General features: G+C 36.5%; 19 protein-coding genes, 2 pseudogenes and 1 riboswitch. Of the genes and pseudogenes, 18 read left to right on the forward strand and 3 right to left on the reverse strand.

Annotated elements, in window-relative coordinates:
• Positions 1-577 precede the first annotated feature (577 nt).
• The 9 genes from BK574_RS02805 to BK574_RS02850 all read left to right on the forward strand — a co-directional run bounded on the left by BK574_RS02805 (position 578) and on the right by BK574_RS02850 (position 9,123).
• Positions 578-2,104 (forward strand): amidase, encoded by a 1,527-nt coding sequence (locus BK574_RS02805; RefSeq protein ID WP_078427407.1) that lies wholly within the window; start codon positions 578-580, stop codon positions 2,102-2,104.
• Positions 2,105-2,184: 80 nt separating this feature from the next.
• Positions 2,185-2,862: a nitrile hydratase subunit beta gene (gene nthB, locus BK574_RS02810; RefSeq protein ID WP_078427408.1), complete on the forward strand. Its 678-nt coding sequence runs from the start codon at positions 2,185-2,187 to the stop codon at positions 2,860-2,862.
• Between the two features lie 25 nt (positions 2,863-2,887).
• On the forward strand, positions 2,888-3,514 hold the full coding sequence (nthA, locus tag BK574_RS02815; protein ID WP_078427409.1) for a nitrile hydratase subunit alpha: 627 nt from the start codon (positions 2,888-2,890) through the stop codon (positions 3,512-3,514).
• Positions 3,515-3,524: 10 nt separating this feature from the next.
• The gene (locus BK574_RS02820; protein WP_078427410.1) at positions 3,525-3,896 is read left to right on the forward strand and encodes a nitrile hydratase accessory protein; all 372 of its coding nucleotides are present in this window, start codon (positions 3,525-3,527) and stop codon (positions 3,894-3,896) included.
• Positions 3,897-4,111: 215 nt separating this feature from the next.
• A complete protein-coding gene (locus BK574_RS02825) occupies positions 4,112-4,471 on the forward strand; it encodes a (2Fe-2S) ferredoxin domain-containing protein (protein ID WP_078427411.1) in 360 nt (119 codons plus the stop codon).
• A 730-nt stretch (positions 4,472-5,201) separates the two neighbouring features.
• Positions 5,202-6,200: a FecCD family ABC transporter permease gene (locus tag BK574_RS02835; RefSeq protein WP_238458103.1), complete on the forward strand. Its 999-nt coding sequence runs from the start codon at positions 5,202-5,204 to the stop codon at positions 6,198-6,200.
• Positions 6,200-7,015, forward strand: a complete 816-nt coding sequence (locus BK574_RS02840) for an ABC transporter ATP-binding protein (protein WP_078427414.1) — start codon at positions 6,200-6,202, stop codon at positions 7,013-7,015. Before BK574_RS02835 ends, BK574_RS02840 begins: the two co-directional genes overlap by 1 nt.
• Before the next feature lie 10 nt (positions 7,016-7,025).
• On the forward strand, positions 7,026-8,123 hold the full coding sequence (locus BK574_RS02845) for a methyltransferase domain-containing protein (protein ID WP_078427415.1): 1,098 nt from the start codon (positions 7,026-7,028) through the stop codon (positions 8,121-8,123).
• Entirely contained in the window at positions 8,107-9,123 is a 1,017-nt protein-coding gene (locus BK574_RS02850; protein ID WP_078427416.1) for an ABC transporter substrate-binding protein, read from the forward strand. The genes BK574_RS02845 and BK574_RS02850 overlap by 17 nt, the downstream gene beginning before the upstream one ends.
• Before the next feature lie 219 nt (positions 9,124-9,342).
• Here the strand turns inward: BK574_RS02850 and BK574_RS02855 are convergent, their stop codons facing one another.
• From BK574_RS02855 to thiC, 3 genes and pseudogenes are all read right to left on the reverse strand, one after another.
• A complete protein-coding gene (locus BK574_RS02855; protein WP_078427417.1) occupies positions 9,343-10,215 on the reverse strand; it encodes an IS3 family transposase in 873 nt (290 codons plus the stop codon).
• A complete protein-coding gene (locus BK574_RS02860; RefSeq protein ID WP_078427418.1) occupies positions 10,212-10,535 on the reverse strand; it encodes a transposase in 324 nt (107 codons plus the stop codon). The genes BK574_RS02855 and BK574_RS02860 overlap by 4 nt, the downstream gene beginning before the upstream one ends.
• Positions 10,536-10,723: 188 nt before the next feature.
• Positions 10,724-12,136, reverse strand: a pseudogene (thiC, locus tag BK574_RS02865) (phosphomethylpyrimidine synthase ThiC); the annotation flags it as partial.
• 288 nt (positions 12,137-12,424) lie between these two features.
• Positions 12,425-12,536: riboswitch (TPP riboswitch) on the reverse strand.
• A 244-nt stretch (positions 12,537-12,780) separates the two neighbouring features.
• On the opposite strand from thiC, the pseudogene BK574_RS02870 reads away from it, so the two are divergent.
• From BK574_RS02870 to BK574_RS02910, 9 genes and pseudogenes are all read left to right on the forward strand, one after another.
• Positions 12,781-13,314: pseudogene (locus tag BK574_RS02870) on the forward strand (glycerate kinase); the annotation flags it as partial.
• Between the two features lie 623 nt (positions 13,315-13,937).
• Positions 13,938-14,894 carry an alpha/beta hydrolase family protein gene (locus BK574_RS02875; RefSeq protein ID WP_142247874.1) on the forward strand — a complete coding sequence of 319 codons (957 nt, stop codon included), beginning with the start codon at positions 13,938-13,940 and terminating at the stop codon, positions 14,892-14,894.
• Between the two features lie 4 nt (positions 14,895-14,898).
• On the forward strand, positions 14,899-15,426 hold the full coding sequence (locus tag BK574_RS02880; RefSeq protein WP_158211506.1) for a helix-turn-helix domain-containing protein: 528 nt from the start codon (positions 14,899-14,901) through the stop codon (positions 15,424-15,426).
• A 181-nt stretch (positions 15,427-15,607) separates the two neighbouring features.
• Complete coding sequence (locus BK574_RS02885) at positions 15,608-16,078, forward strand: SRPBCC domain-containing protein (RefSeq protein WP_078427421.1); 471 nt, start codon at positions 15,608-15,610, stop codon at positions 16,076-16,078.
• A gap of 789 nt (positions 16,079-16,867) precedes the next feature.
• Positions 16,868-17,851 carry a tRNA dihydrouridine synthase gene (locus tag BK574_RS02890; RefSeq protein ID WP_078430764.1) on the forward strand — a complete coding sequence of 328 codons (984 nt, stop codon included), beginning with the start codon at positions 16,868-16,870 and terminating at the stop codon, positions 17,849-17,851.
• A gap of 461 nt (positions 17,852-18,312) precedes the next feature.
• Positions 18,313-19,095, forward strand: coding sequence for a class I SAM-dependent methyltransferase (locus BK574_RS02895; RefSeq protein WP_078427422.1), 783 nt, complete (start codon positions 18,313-18,315; stop codon positions 19,093-19,095).
• Between the two features lie 299 nt (positions 19,096-19,394).
• Entirely contained in the window at positions 19,395-20,396 is a 1,002-nt protein-coding gene (locus tag BK574_RS02900) for a Gmad2 immunoglobulin-like domain-containing protein (RefSeq protein WP_078427423.1), read from the forward strand.
• Positions 20,397-20,751: 355 nt separating this feature from the next.
• Complete coding sequence (locus BK574_RS02905) at positions 20,752-21,021, forward strand: AbrB/MazE/SpoVT family DNA-binding domain-containing protein (RefSeq protein ID WP_075386577.1); 270 nt, start codon at positions 20,752-20,754, stop codon at positions 21,019-21,021.
• Positions 21,014-21,424 carry a PIN domain-containing protein gene (locus BK574_RS02910; RefSeq protein ID WP_078427424.1) on the forward strand — a complete coding sequence of 137 codons (411 nt, stop codon included), beginning with the start codon at positions 21,014-21,016 and terminating at the stop codon, positions 21,422-21,424. The genes BK574_RS02905 and BK574_RS02910 overlap by 8 nt, the downstream gene beginning before the upstream one ends.
• The last annotated feature ends 288 nt before the right edge of the window (positions 21,425-21,712 follow it).

Below are 21,712 nucleotides of genomic sequence, written 5' to 3' on the forward strand. Positions count from 1 at the left end.
CAGAATATTATAGGATTCGCGAATTTATTTGAGCATGAGAGGTTGTATTGAGTTCCTAGTAAATTATCATCTTTTTTCTCTCTTCAGGTGATGGTTTGGTACCTTTCCATCGTAGGAGAGGATATAACAAAGTGAAATTATGCGGTGCATTTCATATGTGAGTACCCGCTTCGAAGGCTAATATCAAACATAAACAAAGTTCCATAGTTTGCAAAGGAAAGATACTCTCTCCGTTAAAGATTGTAAAAAAATGTAAGGTATCTTATCGTCTTACGAGTAAGTGTGCACTAATGGACAAGTTGAAGTTCGCTTATGGTCAAGATACTGATACCAAGGTTTAATAAAATAATACCTAAGATAATATAACTATTGAAAAGTCCATAAAGGTTATAAAAACTTCCTCGATTTTTATAGGGAATAGTAATCTTTATAAAAGGGTAACAAGAAGCTTTAAAAAATAAGAAGTAGATTTGAGGAGGTGATGGATGTTTAAAAACAGTTATTATCGGAGATCAACAACAATGATTGTCTATAGTAAAACTTAACAATCTACCTACTTGCTGAAGGAGGCTAATCAATGGCTATTAAAAGACCAACTATTGAACAGTTAAAGAAAATTGCAGAAGGATTTAATCTTAACCTCACAAATGATGACTTATCTTCATATCAAAAATTAATAGAGGGTACCCTTGAATCCTACAACCGTTTAAATCAAATCGTAGAACCTAATCTTCCAGTAAAATATCCACGAACTTCAGGACATCGACCTAGTAGTGAAGAAAATCCATACAATGCATGGTATTGGAAAACTAGTGTAAAAGGGAACAGTACTGGAAAATTAGTAGGCAAAAAAATTGTTTTAAAAGATAATGTAAGTCTTGCAGGTGTACCTATGATGAATGGCTCAGCTATTTTAGAAGGTTTTGTTCCTGATGAGGATGCTACTATTGTCAGTAGAATACTAGATGCAGGTGGAGAAATCGTTGGTAAAGCTGTTTGTGAAGATTTTTGCCTATCTGGCGCTAGTCACACTTCTGCCACGGGACCAGTCTTAAATCCATACGATATAACAAGATCAACGGCAGGTTCTTCTAGTGGAAGTGCAGCATTGGTTGCTACGGGTGAAGTTGACATGGCAATAGGTGGTGACCAGGGAGGATCTATTCGATTACCAAGCTCCTGGTGTGGTGTTTATGGTCTCAAACCTACATTTGGATTAGTTCCTTATACTGGAATTGCTCCTATTGAAATGACGATTGATCATGCTGGTCCTATCGCTAGAACGGTTGAGGATGTGGCTTTGTTGCTTGAAGTGATAGCAGGTGATGATGGGTTAGATCCAAGGCAATCAGGCCTAGAAATAAAAACATATACAGATTCACTTATTGGTAATACAGAAAATATTAAAATTGGAATCGTCAAGGAAGGGTTTGGTTGGGACGGGCTTTCTGAAGAAGATGTAGATCGTTTAGTAAGAGACGCTGCCTTTTCTTTAGAAAATACTGGGGCAATTGTACAAGATATATCTATCCCAATGCATAGGGACGGTGTTCATGTATGGAATGGAATTGGTATAGAAGGTCTTACTTCCTTAATGGTAAAAGAAAATAGTATGGGGAACAATTGGAAGGGCCATTATAGCACTAAATATCTAGATGCTGTTGGTAAAGCACGTAAAACGAGAGCAGATGAATTTTCAGAAACAACTAAGATGACAATCTTGCTCGGACAATATATGCATGAACAATATAACGGAAAGTATTATGCTAAAGCACAAAATATAGCTAGAAAATTAAAACAAGCTTATGATGATGCTCTCAAAAATTATGATGTGCTAATCATGCCTACTGTACCGATGAAGGCAACAAAAATTCCTTCTTCAGATGCACCAAGAGAAGAGATTATTACCAAGGCATTAGAAATGATCAATAATACTGCACCATTTAATATTACGGGGCATCCAGCAATGAATGTCCCTTGTGGAAAATCTGAGGGGTTACCTGTTGGGATGATGATTGTGGGAAGAGTTGGTGAAGATGACATAGTTTTACGTGTTGCCCATGCCTTTCAGACAATTAGCAAGCTCACTGCTACAAATGTGTAACCTTGAGGCAAATTGATAATCCTAAAATTTTAGTTTGTTTCAATTAAAAATAAACTTGGAATAATTTAGGGGGTATTTAAATGGATGGTATCCATGATTTGGGTGGCAAGGACGGATTCGGAAAAGTTGTTCGTTTGGAAAATGAGCGTCTTTTCTATGAGGATTGGGAGAGGACTGCTTTTGGGCTTTTGTTTGTAACTGTAGGACAAGGAATGTATAACCTTGATGAATTTAGGCATGGTATTGAACGAATGAGACCGGTAGACTATCTGGCTTCAGGATATTATGGTCACTGGATTGCGACAATCGCAGAAAACTTAGTAGAAAAAGGAGTGCTGGATGCCGAAGAACTTGAATCCCGGACACAAACTTTCCTCAATGATCCCGATACTAAAATACCAAGCAGAAATAATCCCGAATTAGTGAAGCTAGTGGAACAAGTGGCTTTACACGGAGGATCTTACGAACGTGAGGTAGCGCTTCCTGCTCGATTTAAAGTAGGAGACAGAGTAAAGACAAGAGACTTGCATACCTCTGGTCATACAAGATTGGCCGGTTATGTACGTAATAAGTATGGAGTAATCGATGAGGTATACGGAGCCCATGTTTTTCCGGATGATAGCGCTCATGGAAGAGGAGAAAATCCGCAATATCTCTATCGAGTACGTTTTGAGGCAGAAGAATTATGGGGTATAAAGGAAAAAAATGTGTGCAATATCGATCTTTGGGAAGGTTATTTAGAAGCTGCATCAAACTAATCATAGAAAATAGGAGGATTTTACTATGGGTCATAATCATAATGGACATCACCATCCACATCCAGAGACGTTTTGGTCGGCGCGGGCAAAAGCTGTTGAATCACTACTATTAGAGAAAGGACTACTTTCCACTGATGCGATTAGTAGTGTAGTAGAGTACTATGAACATGGGCTTGGCCCAATGAATGGAGCGAAGGTAGTAGCTAAGGCTTGGACAGATCCTGTTTTCAAACAAAGATTAATGGAAGAACCAGAAACTGTATTGGGTGAACTTGGATACTTAGGGTTGCAGGGAGAATATGTACGGGTAGTAGAGAACACAGATACTGTACACAATGTAGTAGTCTGCACACTATGTTCGTGCTATCCGTGGACCTTGCTTGGCTTACCTCCTGCATGGTACAAAGAACCGGCTTATCGTTCTCGGATTGTAAAGGAGCCAAGGGAGGTCCTTAAAGAATTTGGACTAGAATTAGCGGATGATGTTGAAATTCGAATATGGGACAGTAGTTCTGAAATGAGATTTTTAGTATTACCACAAAGACCTGAGGGAACGGAAGGCATGACGGAAGAAGAACTTGCAGAAATCGTTAATCGAGATTCTATGATTGGTGTTGCTTTAGTAGAGCCAACAAAATCCAAAGTGAGATAGGGTGATAATAATGGAAAAAAAATGCGAAAATAATGGACCTGAGTCAGTAATTTCATCTATGTCCGAGGAAGTCGCACCACCTAGAAAAAACGGGGAATTACAGTTCCAAGAGCCTTGGGAAAACCGCTCGTTTGGTATGGCTATTGCCTTATACCAGGAAAAGCGTTATTCAACATGGGAGGATTTCCGAAGTCGATTAATTGAGGAGATCCAAGCGTGGGAGAAAAGTGAAAAGAAGGAAGATACTGAGTGGAATTACTATGAACATTGGCTATCCGCTTTGGAGCGACTTGTGTTGGAAACTGGACTATTAAACAAGCATGATGTCGATACACGTACCAATGAATTTCTTACTGGAAAAAGAGATGAGGTATTTTATTAATCAATAAGGCTGTATAAATGGGACAACATTGAGTTGTCCCATTTATACAATAAAATATACTTTTTTCCTGAAAAGAAAAATCTAAATTAAAAACCTATTGTAATATAAAATATTTATAAGTTTAGTTTCGTTCTTTTACAACGACAACGATAACTTTGTTAGAATGAGAACTTAGTTAGTAAGGGGAAGTTTATCATAAAAAAGGAGAGATACTCATGGCAACTTGGAACTTTGAACATTTAAAACATCATATTCTTATTTGTAACGGTTCTACTTGTATGAGAAACGGAGCCGAGGAAATAACGCAAAGTATCCGAAAGGAAATTAGTCAAAGGGAACTTGATAATATGATCCATACAACGAGAACAAAGTGTAATGGTCGATGTCAAGATACCTGTGTCGTAGTGCAGTATCCAGAGGGGAGATGGTATAAACAATTTCAACCTGATGATGCTCCAGCTTTTGTAAAATCTTTGTATGAAGGAGTGTCATATGAACCAAAAGTTAGTCACTTTTATGGAACTGAAAAATTTGAAAGAACAAATAATACAGTGGAAGGAGTATTAAAAAAATAAACGATTTCTAATTATTCTTTGAGGAAAACTATCACTTTTTAGAAATATTTATGGCTCAATTCTATCATCGGTGTGTAAATAAAAATTTAGAGATTGGATTTTAAAATGAGGATATTATTTAATTTTAACTTTGGGAAACAAATCCTTATTCATGTTATATTAAGAAGTTAAGATTCTAGATTAAAATGGTTCTTTATTAATTAATTATTTAATTAATTATCCTGTCTTGCCTTTTGAATCTTTAGGGCTTTCTTAAATAACCCTTAACCCCTCAAATATGCTCCTTCTAAGATATAAAATTTTGAATTTTAAAAATGTACTTGCTAACGTATCTCATCCAGCTATCATTTTAGTTGATAATATCGTCAGTTACGAGAAAAAATTCAATGGTTTAGTGAAGTCGGAATCGAGACCTCAATTTCATAATAAGATCCACGATAAGTTGCCAAGTATAGGTGCTATAGGTCTGTTCCTATACTTGGACTTGAAGGAAGAGTTCGAGATTTATGGCGAGTATATTCCAACATGGTTTTGATAAAAAATCTTGTGATAATGTAAGATAAAAAATCTAAGTCGAATCGTAATGATTGCGTTTTTTGAGGGGAGGGGGAATGAAATGAAAGTAGAGGTAAAGTGTTACACTTCTTTAACGATACCACGTGAAAAGAACAAACTAGGGGTTTCACAGTTCATTTTTGTACTTATTTTATCTTTTGTCCTTATCGTTTCAATGACAGTTGCAGTTATGCTCGGACCTGTGTCGATTTCGCCAATAACCGTATGGAAAATTGCTTTAGCAAAAATACCATACATAAGTGATTTCATCGTCAATGACTGGTCACAAGCGCAAGAGCAGATCATTTGGGAAATTCGGTTTCCGAGAGTTTTATTAGGAGCCATTGTCGGTGCTGGTTTAGCAGTTGTCGGTGTAGCGATCCAAGCATTAGTACGTAATTCATTAGCAGACCCGTTTATTCTCGGGGTTTCATCTGGAGCATCCGTAGGTGCCACGCTCGTCATTATTTTTGGTGCTTTTAAACTGTTTGGTCAATATGCTTTGTCAACCGCTGCTTTTTTAGGAGCCTTAGTTTCCGTCTTACTTGTTTTTATGCTTGCGCAAGTGCGTGGGAGAATTTCAACTGTTCGTTTATTACTAGCTGGAATTGCTGTTTCGATGATATTATCGGCTGTTACAAGTTATATTGTCATTTCAGCACCACGAGAAGAAGGAATGCGTGATGCGATGTTTTGGATGATGGGCAGTCTAGCAGGGGCAAAGTGGGAGCAGTTACTCATACCTTTTCTTTGTTTATTAGTCGGTGTGGTCGTTTTAATTCTGTCATATCGTCCACTGAATTTACTTTTAATGGGAGACGCTACCGCAACAACATTGGGGATGAATATTGATGTATTTAAGAAATTTCTAATTTTACTCACTGCTTTATTAACAGGAGTGATGGTGGCTGTTAGTGGAGCGATTGGGTTTATTGGACTCATGGTTCCGCATATTGTCCGCTTAATGGTTGGGTCTGACCACCGAAGAGTATTAATCGTAAGTAGTTTAATAGGTGCTATCTTTTTAGTCTGGGCAGACGTTGCTGCTAGAACAGTTGTCGCTCCTCAGGAGTTGCCGATAGGAATTGTAACAGCTATATGTGGTGGACCATTTTTTATCTGGTTGTTGCGAAGAAGTAACTATTCTTTTGGAACAGGGGATGGTGATAAGTAATGGAGTTAACAGTTCAAAGCGTCATTACGAAAATTGAGCAAAAACAAATTATCGAAGACATTAATTTTTCAGTAAATGATGGTGAGTTTGTAGGCGTGATTGGACCGAATGGTAGTGGTAAATCTACTTTATTAAAAACCATTTATCGTATTTATACACCTTATACTGGTCAAATTCTAATTAACCAATCGAATACAAGTGAATGGAAAAATCGTAAGTTTGCTCAAAAAGTGGCAGTAGTTGGTCAGGAAAGTTCCGTTCCGCTTGATTTTACAGTAGAAGATATTGTGCAAATGGGTAGGCATCCACATAAAAAATTTTTAGAAAAAGACAATAGCCATGATGAAGAAGTGGTCACTCGTTCATTAAAAGAAGTAGGGATTGAACACTATAGATATAAAAACTTCTCTGATTTATCCGGTGGTGAAAAACAACGAGTTTTAATTGCTAGAGCTCTAGCTCAACAACCAAAATTGTTTATTTTAGATGAACCTACTAATCACCTTGATATCCACCACCAATTACATCTTCTTGATGTAGTGAAAGGATTAAGGTTAACGTCTTTAGCTGCTCTCCATGATCTAAACTTAGCAGCAGCTTATTGTGACAAATTACTGGTCATTAACGAAGGGAAAATTGTTGCACAAGGACCTCCAGAAGAAATACTAACTGAACAATTGCTAGCAGACGTTTTTCATGTAGATGGGACAATCATTAGGCATCCACTCACAGGAAAAATCCATGTTTTATTTCATTCAAAGACGTATAACTCATCCAAAGCAGTAAGCCTACAACCTTTAGCTTCAAGCCATTAGGAGGGATGGAATGGGAGAGTTTAAATGTAATTTTTGTAGCTTTCAATATGAAGAGTCAAATGGGGATACCAAAAACGGAATTCCTAAAGGAACTCCCTTTGAACAATTAGCAGGTACCCTTTGTAATCGATGCGCTATGCAAGGAGAAAGGCATGAAAGGCAAAATTCTCAACCATACATTAGTCATGAAGCAGAGTATTTCGATCTGTTTACTGGTAAAAGTGGAATGGATTTTTATAAAAACTGGCTCGCTGCTTTTACGAATGTTAGTGTATTAGAATTTGGTGTGGGTACGGGAAGAATTGCTTTTGAAATAGCAAGTTTAGGAATAGATATAACAGGTATTGATACTAGTGAAGAGATGTTATCTATTGCAGAGAAAAGAAGGAAAAGATTAAGTGAGAGTTCTAAGCTTCAGTTATTACAAGATAATGCTTTAAGTTTTTCGAGTTCTGAGCAGTTTACTCACGTTCTTTTAACAGAAGGTTTCTTACAACATTTTGTTCTACCAGAAGAACAGGTGAAAATAATTCAAAACGTGAAAAAACATTTAGTTAATGAAGGATTTATAGCAATCGATATTATCCTCCCACCTAATGAAAATAAGTGGGATTTTCATCAATGTAAACAATGGGGGAAGAAACGAATTTATCAAACGATTCATGGGAAAACATTTTTATCTAGACAAATTTTCGAAACGACGATGACGTATGAAACGTATGAGCGAAACATGAAACAATCAGAATTTAAAGTAGACCGAGAGTACAGTTTAATTCTTCCTCGAGAATTAAGTTATTTATTAAAGATAGAAGGGTTTGAAGTACTCGGAATGCATGAAAATTTTCAAACGACAAACCCAAATACTATGGTCACTAGCTTAATGCCCCACTTAGTTAAAAACACTGCTCAATTAAAAAGAGATGAAACACTTGAGGAAGAATTAAATTATCCAACACGAAATTTACGTGCTTATGAATCTAATGTATGGACAAATGGCGGGTATCCATTGCCTATACAAGGAGATATAACAAACCAACAGCAAAGTAGCCATTGGACAATTATTGCAAAATATACGATTAGGGAGAATGAAGATGAAAAAAATAAATAAAATGAAGACGATATTATTAGGCCTAGTAACAGCAACCTTATTAGTTGGATGTGGACAAGAGGCGAGTTCAAACCAAGAAGCAGAAGGAACAACAGGGTCTCTATCGGAAGAAACGTCAAATGAGGAAACTCAAGAAAGTGTATATGAAACAGTTGAAATTGAAAATAATGAGGAACTATTAGTCTTTACAGAGCCACCTCAGCGTGCGGTCACGTTAAATCAACACGTTACAGAAGTGATGTTAGCGTTAGGGTTAGAAGAATTTATGGTTGGTACGGCATACCTTGATGATGAAGTATTACCTGACTTTAAAGAAGCGTATGAGGCGATCCCAGTATTATCCGATCAATATCCATCACAAGAAGTCTTTTTAGCAGAAGAACCAGATTTTGCTTATGCAGGCTGGGCAAGTGCATTTCGTGAAGACAATATTGGGACAGTACAGCAATTAAAAGAGTTTGGTATTAACGCCTATTTACACGAGTCTTCAACAAAAATCGGTCCATCCATTGATGATATTTATACAGATATTCGCAATATTGCCCGTATTTTCAATGTGGAAGAAAGAGGAGAACAATTAATTGCTTCAATGGAAGAAGAGTTGGAAGAAATTCAGAAAAACATCCCAGAAGTAACAGAAAAAAAGAAAGTGTTTGTCTTTGATAGTGGAGATACAGCACCGTTTACTGTTGCACAAAATTTCTTGAATTCATTAATTACGTTAGCTGGTGCGGAAAATATTTTTAGTGAGATTGATAAAAACTGGGCTGAAGTTAGTTGGGAAGAAGTAGTTGATCGTGACCCTGAAGTAATCATCATTGTAGATTATGGTGAAACAACTGCTGAAGAGAAAAAAGAGACGTTGCTTCAACACCCAGCGCTTGAAAATGTCACTGCTATTGAGAATGAAGAGTTTATCGTCATTCCATTGTCAGCCGCTGCAGAAGGGGTTAGAGTACCGTATGCCCTAGATATATTAGTTAATGGTTTGTATAAATAAAATTCAATTGTTATTCTGGACCTATGTCAAGAAAGTGGACACCTAAATAACGAATTTTAGTTTTGTCATATTACAAAAACAGTAGGCCCTTCTTCATTTTTTAAAAGCATAGATGATGCCGTGGATGCATCAAGCCCAAACCGCTTGACCCAACCACTCTATCATCTGGTAGATGGTTAGGTGAAGAAGGAACCTCACTGCCTAACCTAGTGCGTAAGATCAAGCTGATTGTCCGGTAAATTGTTTTGCGTATTGAACTGGTGGCACATATCCAATAGACCCGTGAATCCTTTTTCTATTGTAGAAAAACTCGATATACTGATAAATTTCGTTATACGCTTGTTGCTTGGTTTTAAATCGACGACCTCGTACGAGCTCTTTCTTTAAAATACTGAAAAATGATTCTGCACAAGCGTTGTCATAACAGTTTCCAGTCCGACTCATGCTTGCCTCCATACCATAGCTTTCAAGTCTTTGGCGATAGTCATTAGACGTATATTGTGTTCCACGATCTAAATGGTGAATTAATCCTTTTTCTGGCTTTTTAGACTCATATGCATCACCCAGCGCTTCCAAAACGAGCTCATTTGCCATGTGACTTTTCAGACTCCAGCCTACAATTTCACGAGTACAAAGATCTAAAACAGTGGCCAAATATAACTTCCCTTCACGACAAGGAATGTAAGTGATATCTGATGCCCAGACTCTGTTAGGAGTAGCTATGTTAAATTCCTGGTTTAACTTATTTGGAGCGATTGGATTCGTATGGTTAGAATCAGTTGTTACTACCTTAAATTTCTTTGAAACGCAAGAACGCAATCCAAGCTCATTCATGTATTTGCCGACTGTACGCTCACTAATAGTGTAGTTTTCATTTAATAACTTTTGAGTGATTTTAGGACTACCGTAACACTCGTCATTATCGTAAAAATGGTATTTGATGCGCTCTTGAACCTTTATTTTACGTTGTTCTTGGTTACTGACCTCATGTTTTAGCCACTTGAAAAAGCCGCACCGAGATACTTCTAGCACTTTACACATCTTCATCACCGAGAATTCGAAGCGATGCTTCTCAATGAACTCAAACCTCATGGCCGTGGTCTGCTGAAGATGTGCACCGCCTTTTTTACAATAGCTAATTCTTCTTTTGTGGCGGCTATCTCTTGGTCTTTTTCTTTTAATTGGCGATCTTTATCACGTAGCTGTTGCTCTAACTGACGAAGCCGCTCTTCACTTGTTAGTGATTCATTATCAAACTCGCGATATTGAGTCATCCACTGATGTAGGCAACTAAGCGGAATATCTAATTCCTGTGCAATATCTCTCATCGTTTTCTTTTGCTTTTGTTCTTGTGCAAATTTAACTGTTTGTCGTTTAAATTCTTCATTATACCTTTGCCGATGTTCACCCATGGGGAACCCCTCCTTGTTATTATCATCATATCCAATAATGATGTTCGTTAAAGGGGTGTCCACTTTTTATTCTAGCAGCACAGAAGACCTTATTTGATGAAAATTATGAGAAAAGAACTCAAACAATACTCAATAGCGGTATCTCAGTCCGTTTACATCTTAGTTTCACTATTTTCTCACTTACGCATTTAACGGTAAATTTTACTTCCTTGTTTTTTGAATTCTTCTGACTTCCTATCCATTTCTTCTATTAATAATGTTTGTTTATCGATGCCTTTTTCTTTTGCGGTTTGACGGAGATCGTGTGAAATTTTCATACTACAAAATTTAGGGCCGCACATTGAACAGAAATGAGCAGTTTTAGCACCTTCTGCTGGTAATGTTTCATCGTGGAAGCTCATTGCCTTTTCAGGATCGAGTGATAAGTTGAATTGGTCGCGCCAGCGAAATTCAAAGCGCGCCTTCGATAACGCATCGTCACGCTTCTGTGCATTTGGATGACCTTTTGCTAAGTCAGCCGCATGGGCAGCAAGTTTATAAGTGACAACACCTTCATGGACATCATCTTTATTCGGTAAGCCTAAATGTTCTTTCGGTGTGACATAGCAAAGCATCGCAGTACCGTATGAGGGGATCATTGCAGCACCGATTGCTGAAGTTATGTGGTCATATCCAGGTGCGATATCCGTCGTTAATGGACCAAGTGTATAGAAGGGTGCCTCGTTACAAATTTCAAGTTGTTTATCCATATTTTCTTTAATTTTGTGCATTGGAACATGGCCTGGTCCTTCGATCATCACTTGAACGTCATGCTCCCAAGCAATTTTGGTTAATTCGCCTAATGTTTCTAGCTCAGCAAATTGAGATTCATCATTAGCATCAGCAATCGAACCTGGTCGTAAACCATCACCTAATGAAAAAGCGATATCATATGTTTTCATGATTTCACAAATTTCAGCGAAGTGAGTATTGAGAAAGTTTTCTTGATGGTGAGCAAGTCACCATGCGGCCATGATGGAACCTCCTCTAGAAACAATACCCGTTAAGCGATGAGCTGTTAGTGGAACATAGCGTAGTAAAACCCCCGCATGAATTGTGAAGTAATCAACGCCTGGCTCAGCTTGTTCAATTAATGTATCTCGATAAACTTCCCATGTTAAGTCTTCAGCTACTCCATTTACTTTTTCGAGTGCTTGGTAAATAGGCACTGTCCCCACTGGAACTGGACTGTTTCGACTAATCCACTCTCTTGTAGTATGTATATGCTTCCCAGTTGATAAGTCCATAATCGTATCAGCGCCCCAACGAATTGCCCAAGTCATCTTCTCAACTTCTTCTTCAATAGATGAGCTAACGGCAGAGTTACCAATATTAGCATTAATTTTCACATGGAAGTTACGACCGATAATCATCGGTTCACTTTCGGGATGGTTGATGTTTGACGGGATAATCGCTCTTCCAATAGCCACTTCAGATCTCACAAATTCAGGGTCTAACCCTTCACGGATGGCGATAAATTCCATTTCTGGAGTTATGATTCCTTTTTTAGCATAGTGGAGTTGTGTTACATTTTTTCCTTGTCTTGCTCGTAGTGGTTCTTTATTTGATGTATCAAAGATTTCTACAGCCTTTGTTTTATCTATATCAATAAAACCTTTCTTACTGTTTGGAAATGGGTTAAGCATTGACATAAAAAAATCCTCCTAAGATTGATTTAGTTCATGTTGCTTGAACCGATCATGGAGGAGGGGAAATTAAAATATGAAAGAATAGTTAGTAATCCATATTTATTTTTGCAGCTGGCCATGTTAACTCGACTGTCATCAGTCATAGTCACTATGAATGGAGCTGTGCAAATAAAAAGACCGCCAAAAAGCGGTCGAATGGACATATGTATTCTACAAAATCCCTCCGCTAGCATTACCTAGATCAGGTTCACGGTCGACAACAGTACTAGTTGTCCTCTCAGCCCCTTACTATGGAGCTCCCGTTTTCTTCAGTTGTATTATTAAACTATCACATATTCTATAGGTTTAGAATTGTTCTTTTGTAGGAAAAGGTATTTCGGCTGAAATGTAGTACAGTAGAATTATAATAATAGTTATGAGGTGAAACCAATGAAAGTTTTAATCGCACCTGATTCTTTAAAGGTAGTTTGTCAGCCCTCGATGTTTCACACTGTATGAAGAAGGGAGTTCAACAATCGTTACCAGGAGCAACTATCGATTGTTAACCTTTAGCAGATGGAGGGGAAGGAACGATCGACGAATTAATTTCAAATACGAATGGCCAGATTTATACAGAACATGTGCAAGGTCCTCTTGGAGAAGTTGTTACTGCAAAGTGGGGAATGTTGGGTGATGGAATGACGGCAATTATTGAAATGGCTGAAGCTCCAGGTATCACATTGTTGCCATCTCATAAACTTAATCCGTTGAAAACATCTACTTATGGGACTGGACAGTTAATAAAAAGTGCAATGGATAAGGGATGTAAAAAAATAACAATCGGAATTGGCGGTAGTGCGACGAATGATGGTGGTGCTGGAATGGCTTCGGCACTAGGGGTTAAATTTTTTGATAAAAATGAGGTTGAATTAGAACCTGGTGGAGGGAGCCTTGCGGTAATGTACCAAGGGGAAATTGTAGAGACCTTCACTCATTGGGAACGTGAGCAACTTAAGCATCCCTATTCACAATTACTCTTTGATACAATGAATAAAGGACAAAAGATTCATAGGGGATGGCCGATTGTATCGAAAAGTACCTTGTCAATGTGACAAATACTATATTTCTGTTCGATTAGGAGAATCGGGAGAGATGCATTGCTTTGTCATAATCGCCACTAAATAATACAATTGTTGTTTTTTCTTTATGTCATAGTTGTTCCTCCTCTTAATGACAAAGTATATGTTTCTCCTGTTCAAGCACTCATACCTGGAATTACATTAATCACATTAACATTTACTCTATTAAAAGGGCTATATTGATCGGCAAGAAAAATTTTTATCTAACACAATATGAACATCGCGTTGTAAATTTCTCTATTTTATCAAGTAACAAAGCATAAAGCTAAATGAACTGAAAATTGAAGGAAATTGAATTATGCCAACACATTCTCATACTCTTGCGCAAGCCGACTCGAAGCGCTAGAAAGCACTTGCTTTGTTATATAATTGAATGAGGAAACACTTTTAACGTGAAAACAAGCCATTCTCAAGAAAAACACATCTAGACATAAATGAAGAATTAACATAGGTGTTTTATGGGGGATAGATGAATAAGTCGGTTTAAAACAACCATTCAAAATTTTCACAGTATACTAAATGGGTCATTATTGGTATAATATTATCATTATTGATAATGATAATATTATACCAGTGGCCCATATAGGAGGTAATTTATGATGAATAGAAGAGAAGAACGAATTAAAATCGAAGAAAAAGCCTTGTTAGGTGCAACAATATCGTTTCCCGAATCGACTGAACAAAAGGTTCCAGCAGTTTTATTAATTGCTGGGTCGGGTGCAGGTGACCGGGATGGGAACATGCCTAAATTACAACTTAATCTTTATAAAATGATTGCAGATGGATTAGCTGAAGCAGGATTTATTTCCCTCCGCTATGATAAAAGAGGTGTTGGAGAAAGTGAAGGGGAATTAAACAAAGTTGGATTATGGGATTTAGTTGATGATGCTGAAAGTGCATTACAGTTTTTAAGAAATCTTACTAACGTTGATCAAGAGCAGGTATATGTGTTAGGTCATAGTGAAGGAACAATATTAGCGACGGCTCTTAATGAGAGAGCATCACTAGCGGGGTTAATTCTTATCGCAGGAGCTGCTGATACAATAGAAGAAGCGACTAAATATCAGCGAGAATTAGCTTATGAAGAATTAAATAATGAGTCAGGAATCAAAGGTTGGTTAATAAAAAAATTAAAAATTACAAATAAAGCAGAAAAGAAAACTCAAAAGATTTTCGCTAAAATGTCTAAGAGTGACAAAGATGAAATTCGAGTTCAACTTTTTGCCAAGCTACCAGCTAAATGGTTTAGAGAGCATTTCCAATTTGACCTTTATGGTTCAATGGAAAATATCACTTGTCCTGTCCTTGCGATCAATGGTACAAAAGATATACAAACGAAAGTTGAAAATGTCTATAAAGTACCTGAACTTGTTAATGGACCATCGGAAGTACATGTGATTGAAGGAATGAATCATATTTTAAGGTATCAAGAAGGTGATGTTTCCATTCAAAAAGTAAAAAGCGTATATCAAGCGCAAGCGAGTAAACGATTACATCCCGACCTAATGCATATCATTACGAATTGGCTAGAGAGAAATCATGCAGGGAGGTAAAAAAGTGTCAAAGGGAGATGTTATCTTACATCCAGTTAGAATGCGAATTATTCAATCATTATTAAAACGATCACTAACAGTTCAAGAACTAATGGAGTGGCTTCCTGATATTCCACAAGCTACATTATATAGGCAATTAAAGGTGTTAACAGATAGCCATGTGATATACATTTCAAATGAGAGGAAGGTTAGAGGTACATTTGAACGAACATATTCATTAAACAGAGACTCTGCTACTTTTTCTACTTCGGAAGCCCATGAATTGAGTAAGGAAGAACATATGAAATATTTTATGACTTATTTCACCAATCTCATGCAAGGTGTTGAAGAGTATTTAGAGGGTGATGAGTTAGATATGGAGAAAGATGGGTTTGGTTATCGTCACATTGATTTATTTTTAGATGATGATGAGTTTTCTAATTTAAAGAAGGACCTCGTTGCTGTGGTAAAAAGATATTCAGATAACGAACCAAACCATAAGAGGCGTAGAAGGACAATTGCTACAGTTTTTATTCCTGAAAGGAAAAAATAATGGGATAGTTGGATTCGACCCATCTAGACCTCACTAATAATGGTTTGATCTAGGAATACCAAAGTTTTTAGTATTTTAACATTCGAATAGGTTTCGGTGATTTTAATTATTTTCTAGTATTTTATAACTTTGTTGATTCAGGCCCTCTTCATGGCACTCTTATATAAAGGTGGTAACATTCATGAGTAACTATGGCAGTCTCCATGAAAAAGAAGAAAGAAACGTTTTGGTTTTTGAACGTAAATATCCATTTAGTCCTGTAAAAGTATTTCGTTCTATAACGGATCCTGATCATTTCACTCAGTGGTATCCATTTGCAACTGGAGATATAGATCTTTGTGTTGGTGGAAAGATAAAGTTCGATGATGGTGAAGGGTCAATCTATGAGGCAGTTATTACCGAATTAAATCCTCCATATTCTTTTTGTTTTCGGGAAGTTGATGATTTGTTAGACATGAGCATACATGTAGCGGATCAAGGGTGCACCATGACGTTTTGCCATACGTTTGATGATCAAGCAATGGCGATATATATAGCTGCAGGATGGCACAGATGCTTAGATGTCCTTGGTCAATTAATCCATGGTCGACCAATAGAATGGGAAGATAATGCACTAGAATTACGTGAATACTACAAAAGAAAGTTTGTATAAAAATTAAACAATTTTAGTTAACTTACATATATGTTGGATAAGTAATACGAACAACAATAGTTGGTCGTTTATTTGATGTTGGAATTCACGTATGAATGCTGTGCTTTTTGTATAGAAAAATGGCCCAGTATAATAAACTGGACCATTACTTGCATTTATATCCAAAGTAATGAGTCCATCTTTTATACCCTCTCATGTTATGAATTGCTTCCCTTACAATCTTCTACAAAACAGTAGGATCTGCCATTACAACAGTGCTGCCACTAACAACTTTAATTATAAAATTCAACAATCACCGAATTTGCAGATTAGCCAAATCATTTATAATTAATCCACATTAAATATCAACATTTCAATTGCAAATAAATTTTCTATTCTGGCTTGTAATTCAATAACTTTTCTACTTTCTTTTCCAATTCTTCAATTCTGGTTTCCTGTTGAATAAAGACTGTAAATATAACTGCTAATAGGAATGCAAGTAAAATAGTAATATACCAAATATTGCTTAGGATAAGACCAGCAAAGAATTTAACATTATTCCAAGTATGACTTCTTCACTAAACTGCTTAGTTCGTGTAAGAACATTTCCTCACAATCTCTATATGCATTTTAACATAAATATCCAATCATCGTCATTCGTAATGTGCAGTTAAAATAAACATTACCTATCTGTTTGATAAAAATTGCTTAAGCATGGTATAAGTGTAAAAGAAGCAGGGACATTTTGGTTTTAATTTCGGGATAAGGATTTGGCCTGGTATCCCTAAATGAGAGGATTTGAATTTGAATATGAAAGATAATTTTTGGCGTGATTTACCACGACCTTTTTTTATACTGGCACCAATGGAAGAAGTGACGGATGTTGTTTTTCGCCATGTAGTAAGCGCGGCAGCCAGACCTGATGTGTTCTTTACAGAGTTTGCAAACAGTGAGAGTTATTGTCATCCAGAGGGAAACCAAAGTGTACGCGGACGTTTGACTTTTACAGAGGATGAACAACCAATTGTAGCCCATATATGGGGAGATAAGCCTGAATACTTTCGGCAAATGAGTATTGGTATGGCGAAACTTGGGTTTAGGGGGGTGGATATCAATATGGGCTGTCCTGTACCTAATGTGGCACGGTATGGGAAGGGAAGTGGCCTTATCCGTCGTCCAGAAGTTGCAGCAGATTTAATACAAGCAGCAAAAGCAGGAGGATTGCCTGTAAGTGTAAAAACAAGGCTTGGTTTCACGGATGTAGACGAATGGCACGAATGGCTGACGCACATATTGAAACAAGATATTGTTAATCTTTCCATTCATCTGCGGACAAGAGAGGAAATGAGCAAAGTAGATGCTCATTGGGAGCTCATCCCTGAAATTAAGAAACTTCGTGACCAGGTAGCACCAGATACACTCTTGACGATCAATGGGGATATTCCTGATCGTCAAACTGGCTTGAAACTCGTAGATCAATATGGTGTTGATGGGGTTATGATTGGCCGTGGTATTTTCAATAATCCATTTGCCTTTGAAAAAGAGCCGAAAGATCATAGCAGTAAGGAATTACTTGATCTTTTACGAATACATCTGGATCTCCTTGATAAATATTCAGAATTAGAGCTACGTCCGTTTAAGGCTCTTCATCGCTTTTTTAAGATATATGTCAAAGGAATTCAAGGAGCAAGTAAATTAAGAAATCAACTAATGATCACGGAGTCAACAGATGAAGTGCGTGAATTGCTCGATAACTTTGAATCAAAGAATCTTGATGGAATGGGGGAACAGTAGAAGTGTCCCCATTCAAGGGAAAAGCGAAGTAGGACGTTAGACGGGTGTGCTCCCAAAAAGTTAGAGTTTTACTAAGCAGTTAATTGGCTGGTGTGAAGGCAGTATTAAACTGGACTCATCCCACCAATTTTTGCTTTATACGTTTGTTTTTTTTAAATCTATATAAGGTTATATGGTCTTGCTATAGAAGTTTCTAGTTAAACTAGAGGGAGCTTATGTTAAAGAAGAACCTCACTTGCTGCGCAGTGCAATGATACTGGTAATTGATTAAACATCTTAGAGGCGATCACTTATATGGGTGGTCGTCTTTCGTTTTTAAATCTTACAGTGAAACAAAGGTATTTAATTTTTAACCGACTTTGTTTAAAGCTTTACAGAAAGTAACGAGGATAAGTTTTACAGTGGACTAATAATTTATTTATAATTGACTAAAAAACTATATTTACTAAGGGAGAAATTTAATGACAAAGAAATCAACATTAGATAATTTTGAAGAATACGATAACCCCGTATTGTATGATCAAGAGAATGAAGTATATAAAGAAGATGTAAAATTCATAGATAAATGGGCATCTAAGACAGAGGGTTTAATAATTGATTTAGCTTGTGGAACAGGAAGAGCAACTATTCCTTTGGCAAGTAAGGGATATAACTTGATAGGAGTTGACCTTCATAAAGGAATGTTAAATGAAGCAAAAAGGAAAACATCTAATCTTGATTTACAAATAGAGTGGATAGAACAAGATTGTTCCAAATTAGATTTGAATGTAAAAAGTAATCTGATTTATTGCGTAGGGAATTCATTTCAACATTTCCTTACAAACGAAGCTCAAGATGGGTTGTTATTTTCTGTAAATAAGCATTTAGAAACGGGTGGAACTTTTATATTTGGAACAAGGTTTCCAAATACAGAGGAATTATTACAGCCAAGTTCAGAGGAATATTGGAAAACTTACATAGATAGTGAGACTCAAAATAAAGTTGATGTATATACGATTAGTCAATATGACTCCATAAATCAAGTGCAACACAACACAACAATAAGAAAATTTATAAATAATGATGAAGAAGTAGTCGATGAAGTAAGAACAAATATAAGTTTACGATACGTCTTTCCAAAAGAAATGGAACGTATTTTATTTGGAAATGGATTTGAAATAGTAAGTGTTTACAAAGATTGGAATGAAACCCCTATATCAGATGATAGTTATCAAATGGTTTATGTTTGTAAAAAGATTAGATAGTAAGCACTTGTCTTATTATTTTCTTATTCAGCTAAGCCCTCCTGTAATCAAAATAGTATTACATGTAAATTAATACTTCACTTAATATCCCATTCAGGTCTTACATACAATGGAGTGAAGGCTTGATTCACCCACTGAAATCCCATCAAGAGTAGAGTTGTCTCAATACTCAATAATGTTATCCGATAGGACAATGTTTTATTTCTTCTCTGAAACACCTTTTTTAAGCCGTGCATTTAAAAGTTGCATATTAAAAAACAGGGGAGAGATCATGCTTAACAAACAGGGAGGTTATCGAGATGAGGAACTGGTTGCGCTGGATAATGATTATAGGTTGTTTTGTCATTTTAGGCGCTTGCGTACAGGATGTGGAACAACAACCCCATCATGAAGATGAAGGGGAAATCAACATCCCATTAGAAGAAGAAGTTCCTGCACGAGAAGGTGTTTCAGAGGAGGAGGAAAATGGTCGAGATGAAGAAGAGCAATTGAGTGACGAACCATCTCTTGATGAGTCGACATTGGTGCCAACACCTGATGAAAAGAGTGAAACCCATCAAGTGATATTATACTTCTCAGACCATGATTTAATGGGCACTTATCGGATTGAAACAGAAATAGATGTTAGAACAGGAGAGAATGTTGCAAAGACTGCACTTGAAGCTTGGTTAAAAGGTCCTGATCACGAAGAATTAACAGGATTAATTGATTCGGAAGTGATCATTGAATATGTTGAAGACGTTGACGGGGTTGCTCATGTTAGTTTTTCAAAAGCGATTCAGGAAAGTAATCTCGGTTCAACGGGAGAACTCATGATTGCTGAACAGCTGTCGATGATCATGCAGCAATTTGGCTTTGATCGAACGCAGATCCTAGTAGAAGGTAGAGTCGGTGAAACGTTGCTCGGTCATCTTTTTACGGGTGATCCAATCGTTGCAGGCGATCCAAACAGCTACCTATGGATTGATGAAAAAAAGTCACCTGAAATTGTATTGGAAAACGTTGCTTTCAAAATTTATGAACCTGCTCCAAACACGGAAGTAAAAGACCGTTTTGTTGTACGAGGATTAGCGAGGGTATATGAAGCAACGGTTTTATACGAATTTGAAGACGGACATTTTATTCTCGATGAAGGATTTACGACAGCTACTGAAGGTGCGCCTGGTTGGGGAGAATTCGAGATTATCATTGAATTTGATGAAGTCGCAAATCAATCAGGTAGAGTGATCCTTTTTGAAGAAAGTGCAAAAGACGGATCGAGAATCAATGAATTGCAAATCCCTGTTAAAGTGACGAATTAGCAATGCTTCTGCCACTTTCATAAGTTTTTAGAAAAAATGCTTCAAACAACGGTTCATCGCACTAGAGTATAAGATACAAGCGTTTAAGAAAAATTCTTTACTCTTCATTAGAATGTCATGAAGTTCATGGCATTCTTTTTGCGTTTAGTAACTTCTAGCTTTAATAAGCTAGAAGTTAATGTTCTTAGGATTAAAACAGCTAGTTGAAACGGGTAAAATTAATAATCAGTAGGAAAGTTCAAGAAAAGGGCAAAGTTGCATATTTGAATTTTATTATTCAATTGAATTTGCAAAATATTTTAGTAATACTTATAATGATAGTAATACTAAAAATAAAGTAAGGGGTGAAGTTGAAATGGAATTAGTTAGCGGGAAGATGACGAGTAAAGGACAAATAACAATACCAAAAGAACTTAGAGAAAAGTTAGGTTTAAGTGAGGGTGACCAATTTAAATTTTTAATAGAAAACGATGAAGTAAGAATAGAACCGGTTAAGAAAAAATTATTAAGTCAAGCAATTGGCAGAATTACTTCTAAAGAGGAAATTGACCTTGAAAAAATGAGAGAAGTTGCTCACGAAGAAGCGTCTAAACATATTCTATCAGAGGGATTCGAACATGAATAAATTTCTAGTTGATACAAATGTTCTTATACGACTGCTAGTTAAAGATGATCCAATTAAATTTAATACTATAGTGAAGCTTGTAGAGAAGGTTGAAAAAAATGAATTAACTTTAGTAATCCCTACTGTCGTAATTGCTGAAAGTTGTTGGTTGCTAAAGTCTTTCTATAAATTGGATAAACCAAAAATAACTGAGTATTTATTAGATGTAATTGAATCTGAAAATGTTGAAGTAGAGGAAGATAATGTAATCATTGCACTGAAAATGTATTCGGATAAGAATGTTGATTTTGCTGATGCTTTAATATCGAGCAAATCTAACAGTAAACTTCCTGTATTAACATGGGATAAAAAAGATTTTAATAAGTTGGAATGCGAATACTATACTCCTAAAGAATTATTGTAGTTGCACAGTACGAGTCTATTGTGTTTTAATCCATGTAATGTACCCATCGGATTGTGCAACCTTTCATCGGCATTCATTTCAATTACAACCTTTAAAAATGCCAATCTAATACAGCAAAATTTGAATTCATGATGTTTGAAGTTTCTCTTTATCATTAGTTGTTTTGGATATGATCAGAGATTACTGTCATTTCAAATAATCTTCTAATCGCTAACTTGACTGAATGTATAGGTTTAATTTCATGTTGGATTTTTTTCAATAATATCTTCGAAAAGTTGCAAAGCTTTT

Source organism: Alkalihalobacterium alkalinitrilicum, assembly GCF_002019605.1.
GTDB lineage: Bacteria > Bacillota > Bacilli > Bacillales > Bacillaceae_F > Alkalihalobacterium > Alkalihalobacterium alkalinitrilicum.

Excerpts from the sequence above, each read along its gene's own strand:
- BK574_RS02875 (WP_142247874.1), top strand. The coding sequence starts at position 13,938 with ATGATGAATAGAAGAGAAGAACGAATTAAAATCGAAGAAAAAGCCTTG.
- BK574_RS02905 (WP_075386577.1), top strand. The coding sequence starts at position 20,752 with ATGGAATTAGTTAGCGGGAAGATGACGAGTAAAGGACAAATAACAATA.
- BK574_RS02910 (WP_078427424.1), top strand. The coding sequence starts at position 21,014 with ATGAATAAATTTCTAGTTGATACAAATGTTCTTATACGACTGCTAGTT.
- BK574_RS02860 (WP_078427418.1), bottom strand. The coding sequence starts at position 10,535 with ATGGGTGAACATCGGCAAAGGTATAATGAAGAATTTAAACGACAAACA.
- BK574_RS02900 (WP_078427423.1), top strand. The coding sequence starts at position 19,395 with ATGAGGAACTGGTTGCGCTGGATAATGATTATAGGTTGTTTTGTCATT.
- BK574_RS02885 (WP_078427421.1), top strand. The coding sequence starts at position 15,608 with ATGAGTAACTATGGCAGTCTCCATGAAAAAGAAGAAAGAAACGTTTTG.
- BK574_RS02845 (WP_078427415.1), top strand. The coding sequence starts at position 7,026 with ATGGGAGAGTTTAAATGTAATTTTTGTAGCTTTCAATATGAAGAGTCA.
- nthA (WP_078427409.1), top strand. The coding sequence starts at position 2,888 with ATGGGTCATAATCATAATGGACATCACCATCCACATCCAGAGACGTTT.
- nthB (WP_078427408.1), top strand. The coding sequence starts at position 2,185 with ATGGATGGTATCCATGATTTGGGTGGCAAGGACGGATTCGGAAAAGTT.
- BK574_RS02895 (WP_078427422.1), top strand. The coding sequence starts at position 18,313 with ATGACAAAGAAATCAACATTAGATAATTTTGAAGAATACGATAACCCC.
- BK574_RS02825 (WP_078427411.1), top strand. The coding sequence starts at position 4,112 with ATGGCAACTTGGAACTTTGAACATTTAAAACATCATATTCTTATTTGT.
- BK574_RS02840 (WP_078427414.1), top strand. The coding sequence starts at position 6,200 with ATGGAGTTAACAGTTCAAAGCGTCATTACGAAAATTGAGCAAAAACAA.
- BK574_RS02835 (WP_238458103.1), top strand. The coding sequence starts at position 5,202 with ATGACAGTTGCAGTTATGCTCGGACCTGTGTCGATTTCGCCAATAACC.
- BK574_RS02820 (WP_078427410.1), top strand. The coding sequence starts at position 3,525 with ATGGAAAAAAAATGCGAAAATAATGGACCTGAGTCAGTAATTTCATCT.
- BK574_RS02855 (WP_078427417.1), bottom strand. The coding sequence starts at position 10,215 with ATGAGGTTTGAGTTCATTGAGAAGCATCGCTTCGAATTCTCGGTGATG.
- BK574_RS02890 (WP_078430764.1), top strand. The coding sequence starts at position 16,868 with ATGAAAGATAATTTTTGGCGTGATTTACCACGACCTTTTTTTATACTG.
- BK574_RS02805 (WP_078427407.1), top strand. The coding sequence starts at position 578 with ATGGCTATTAAAAGACCAACTATTGAACAGTTAAAGAAAATTGCAGAA.
- BK574_RS02850 (WP_078427416.1), top strand. The coding sequence starts at position 8,107 with ATGAAAAAAATAAATAAAATGAAGACGATATTATTAGGCCTAGTAACA.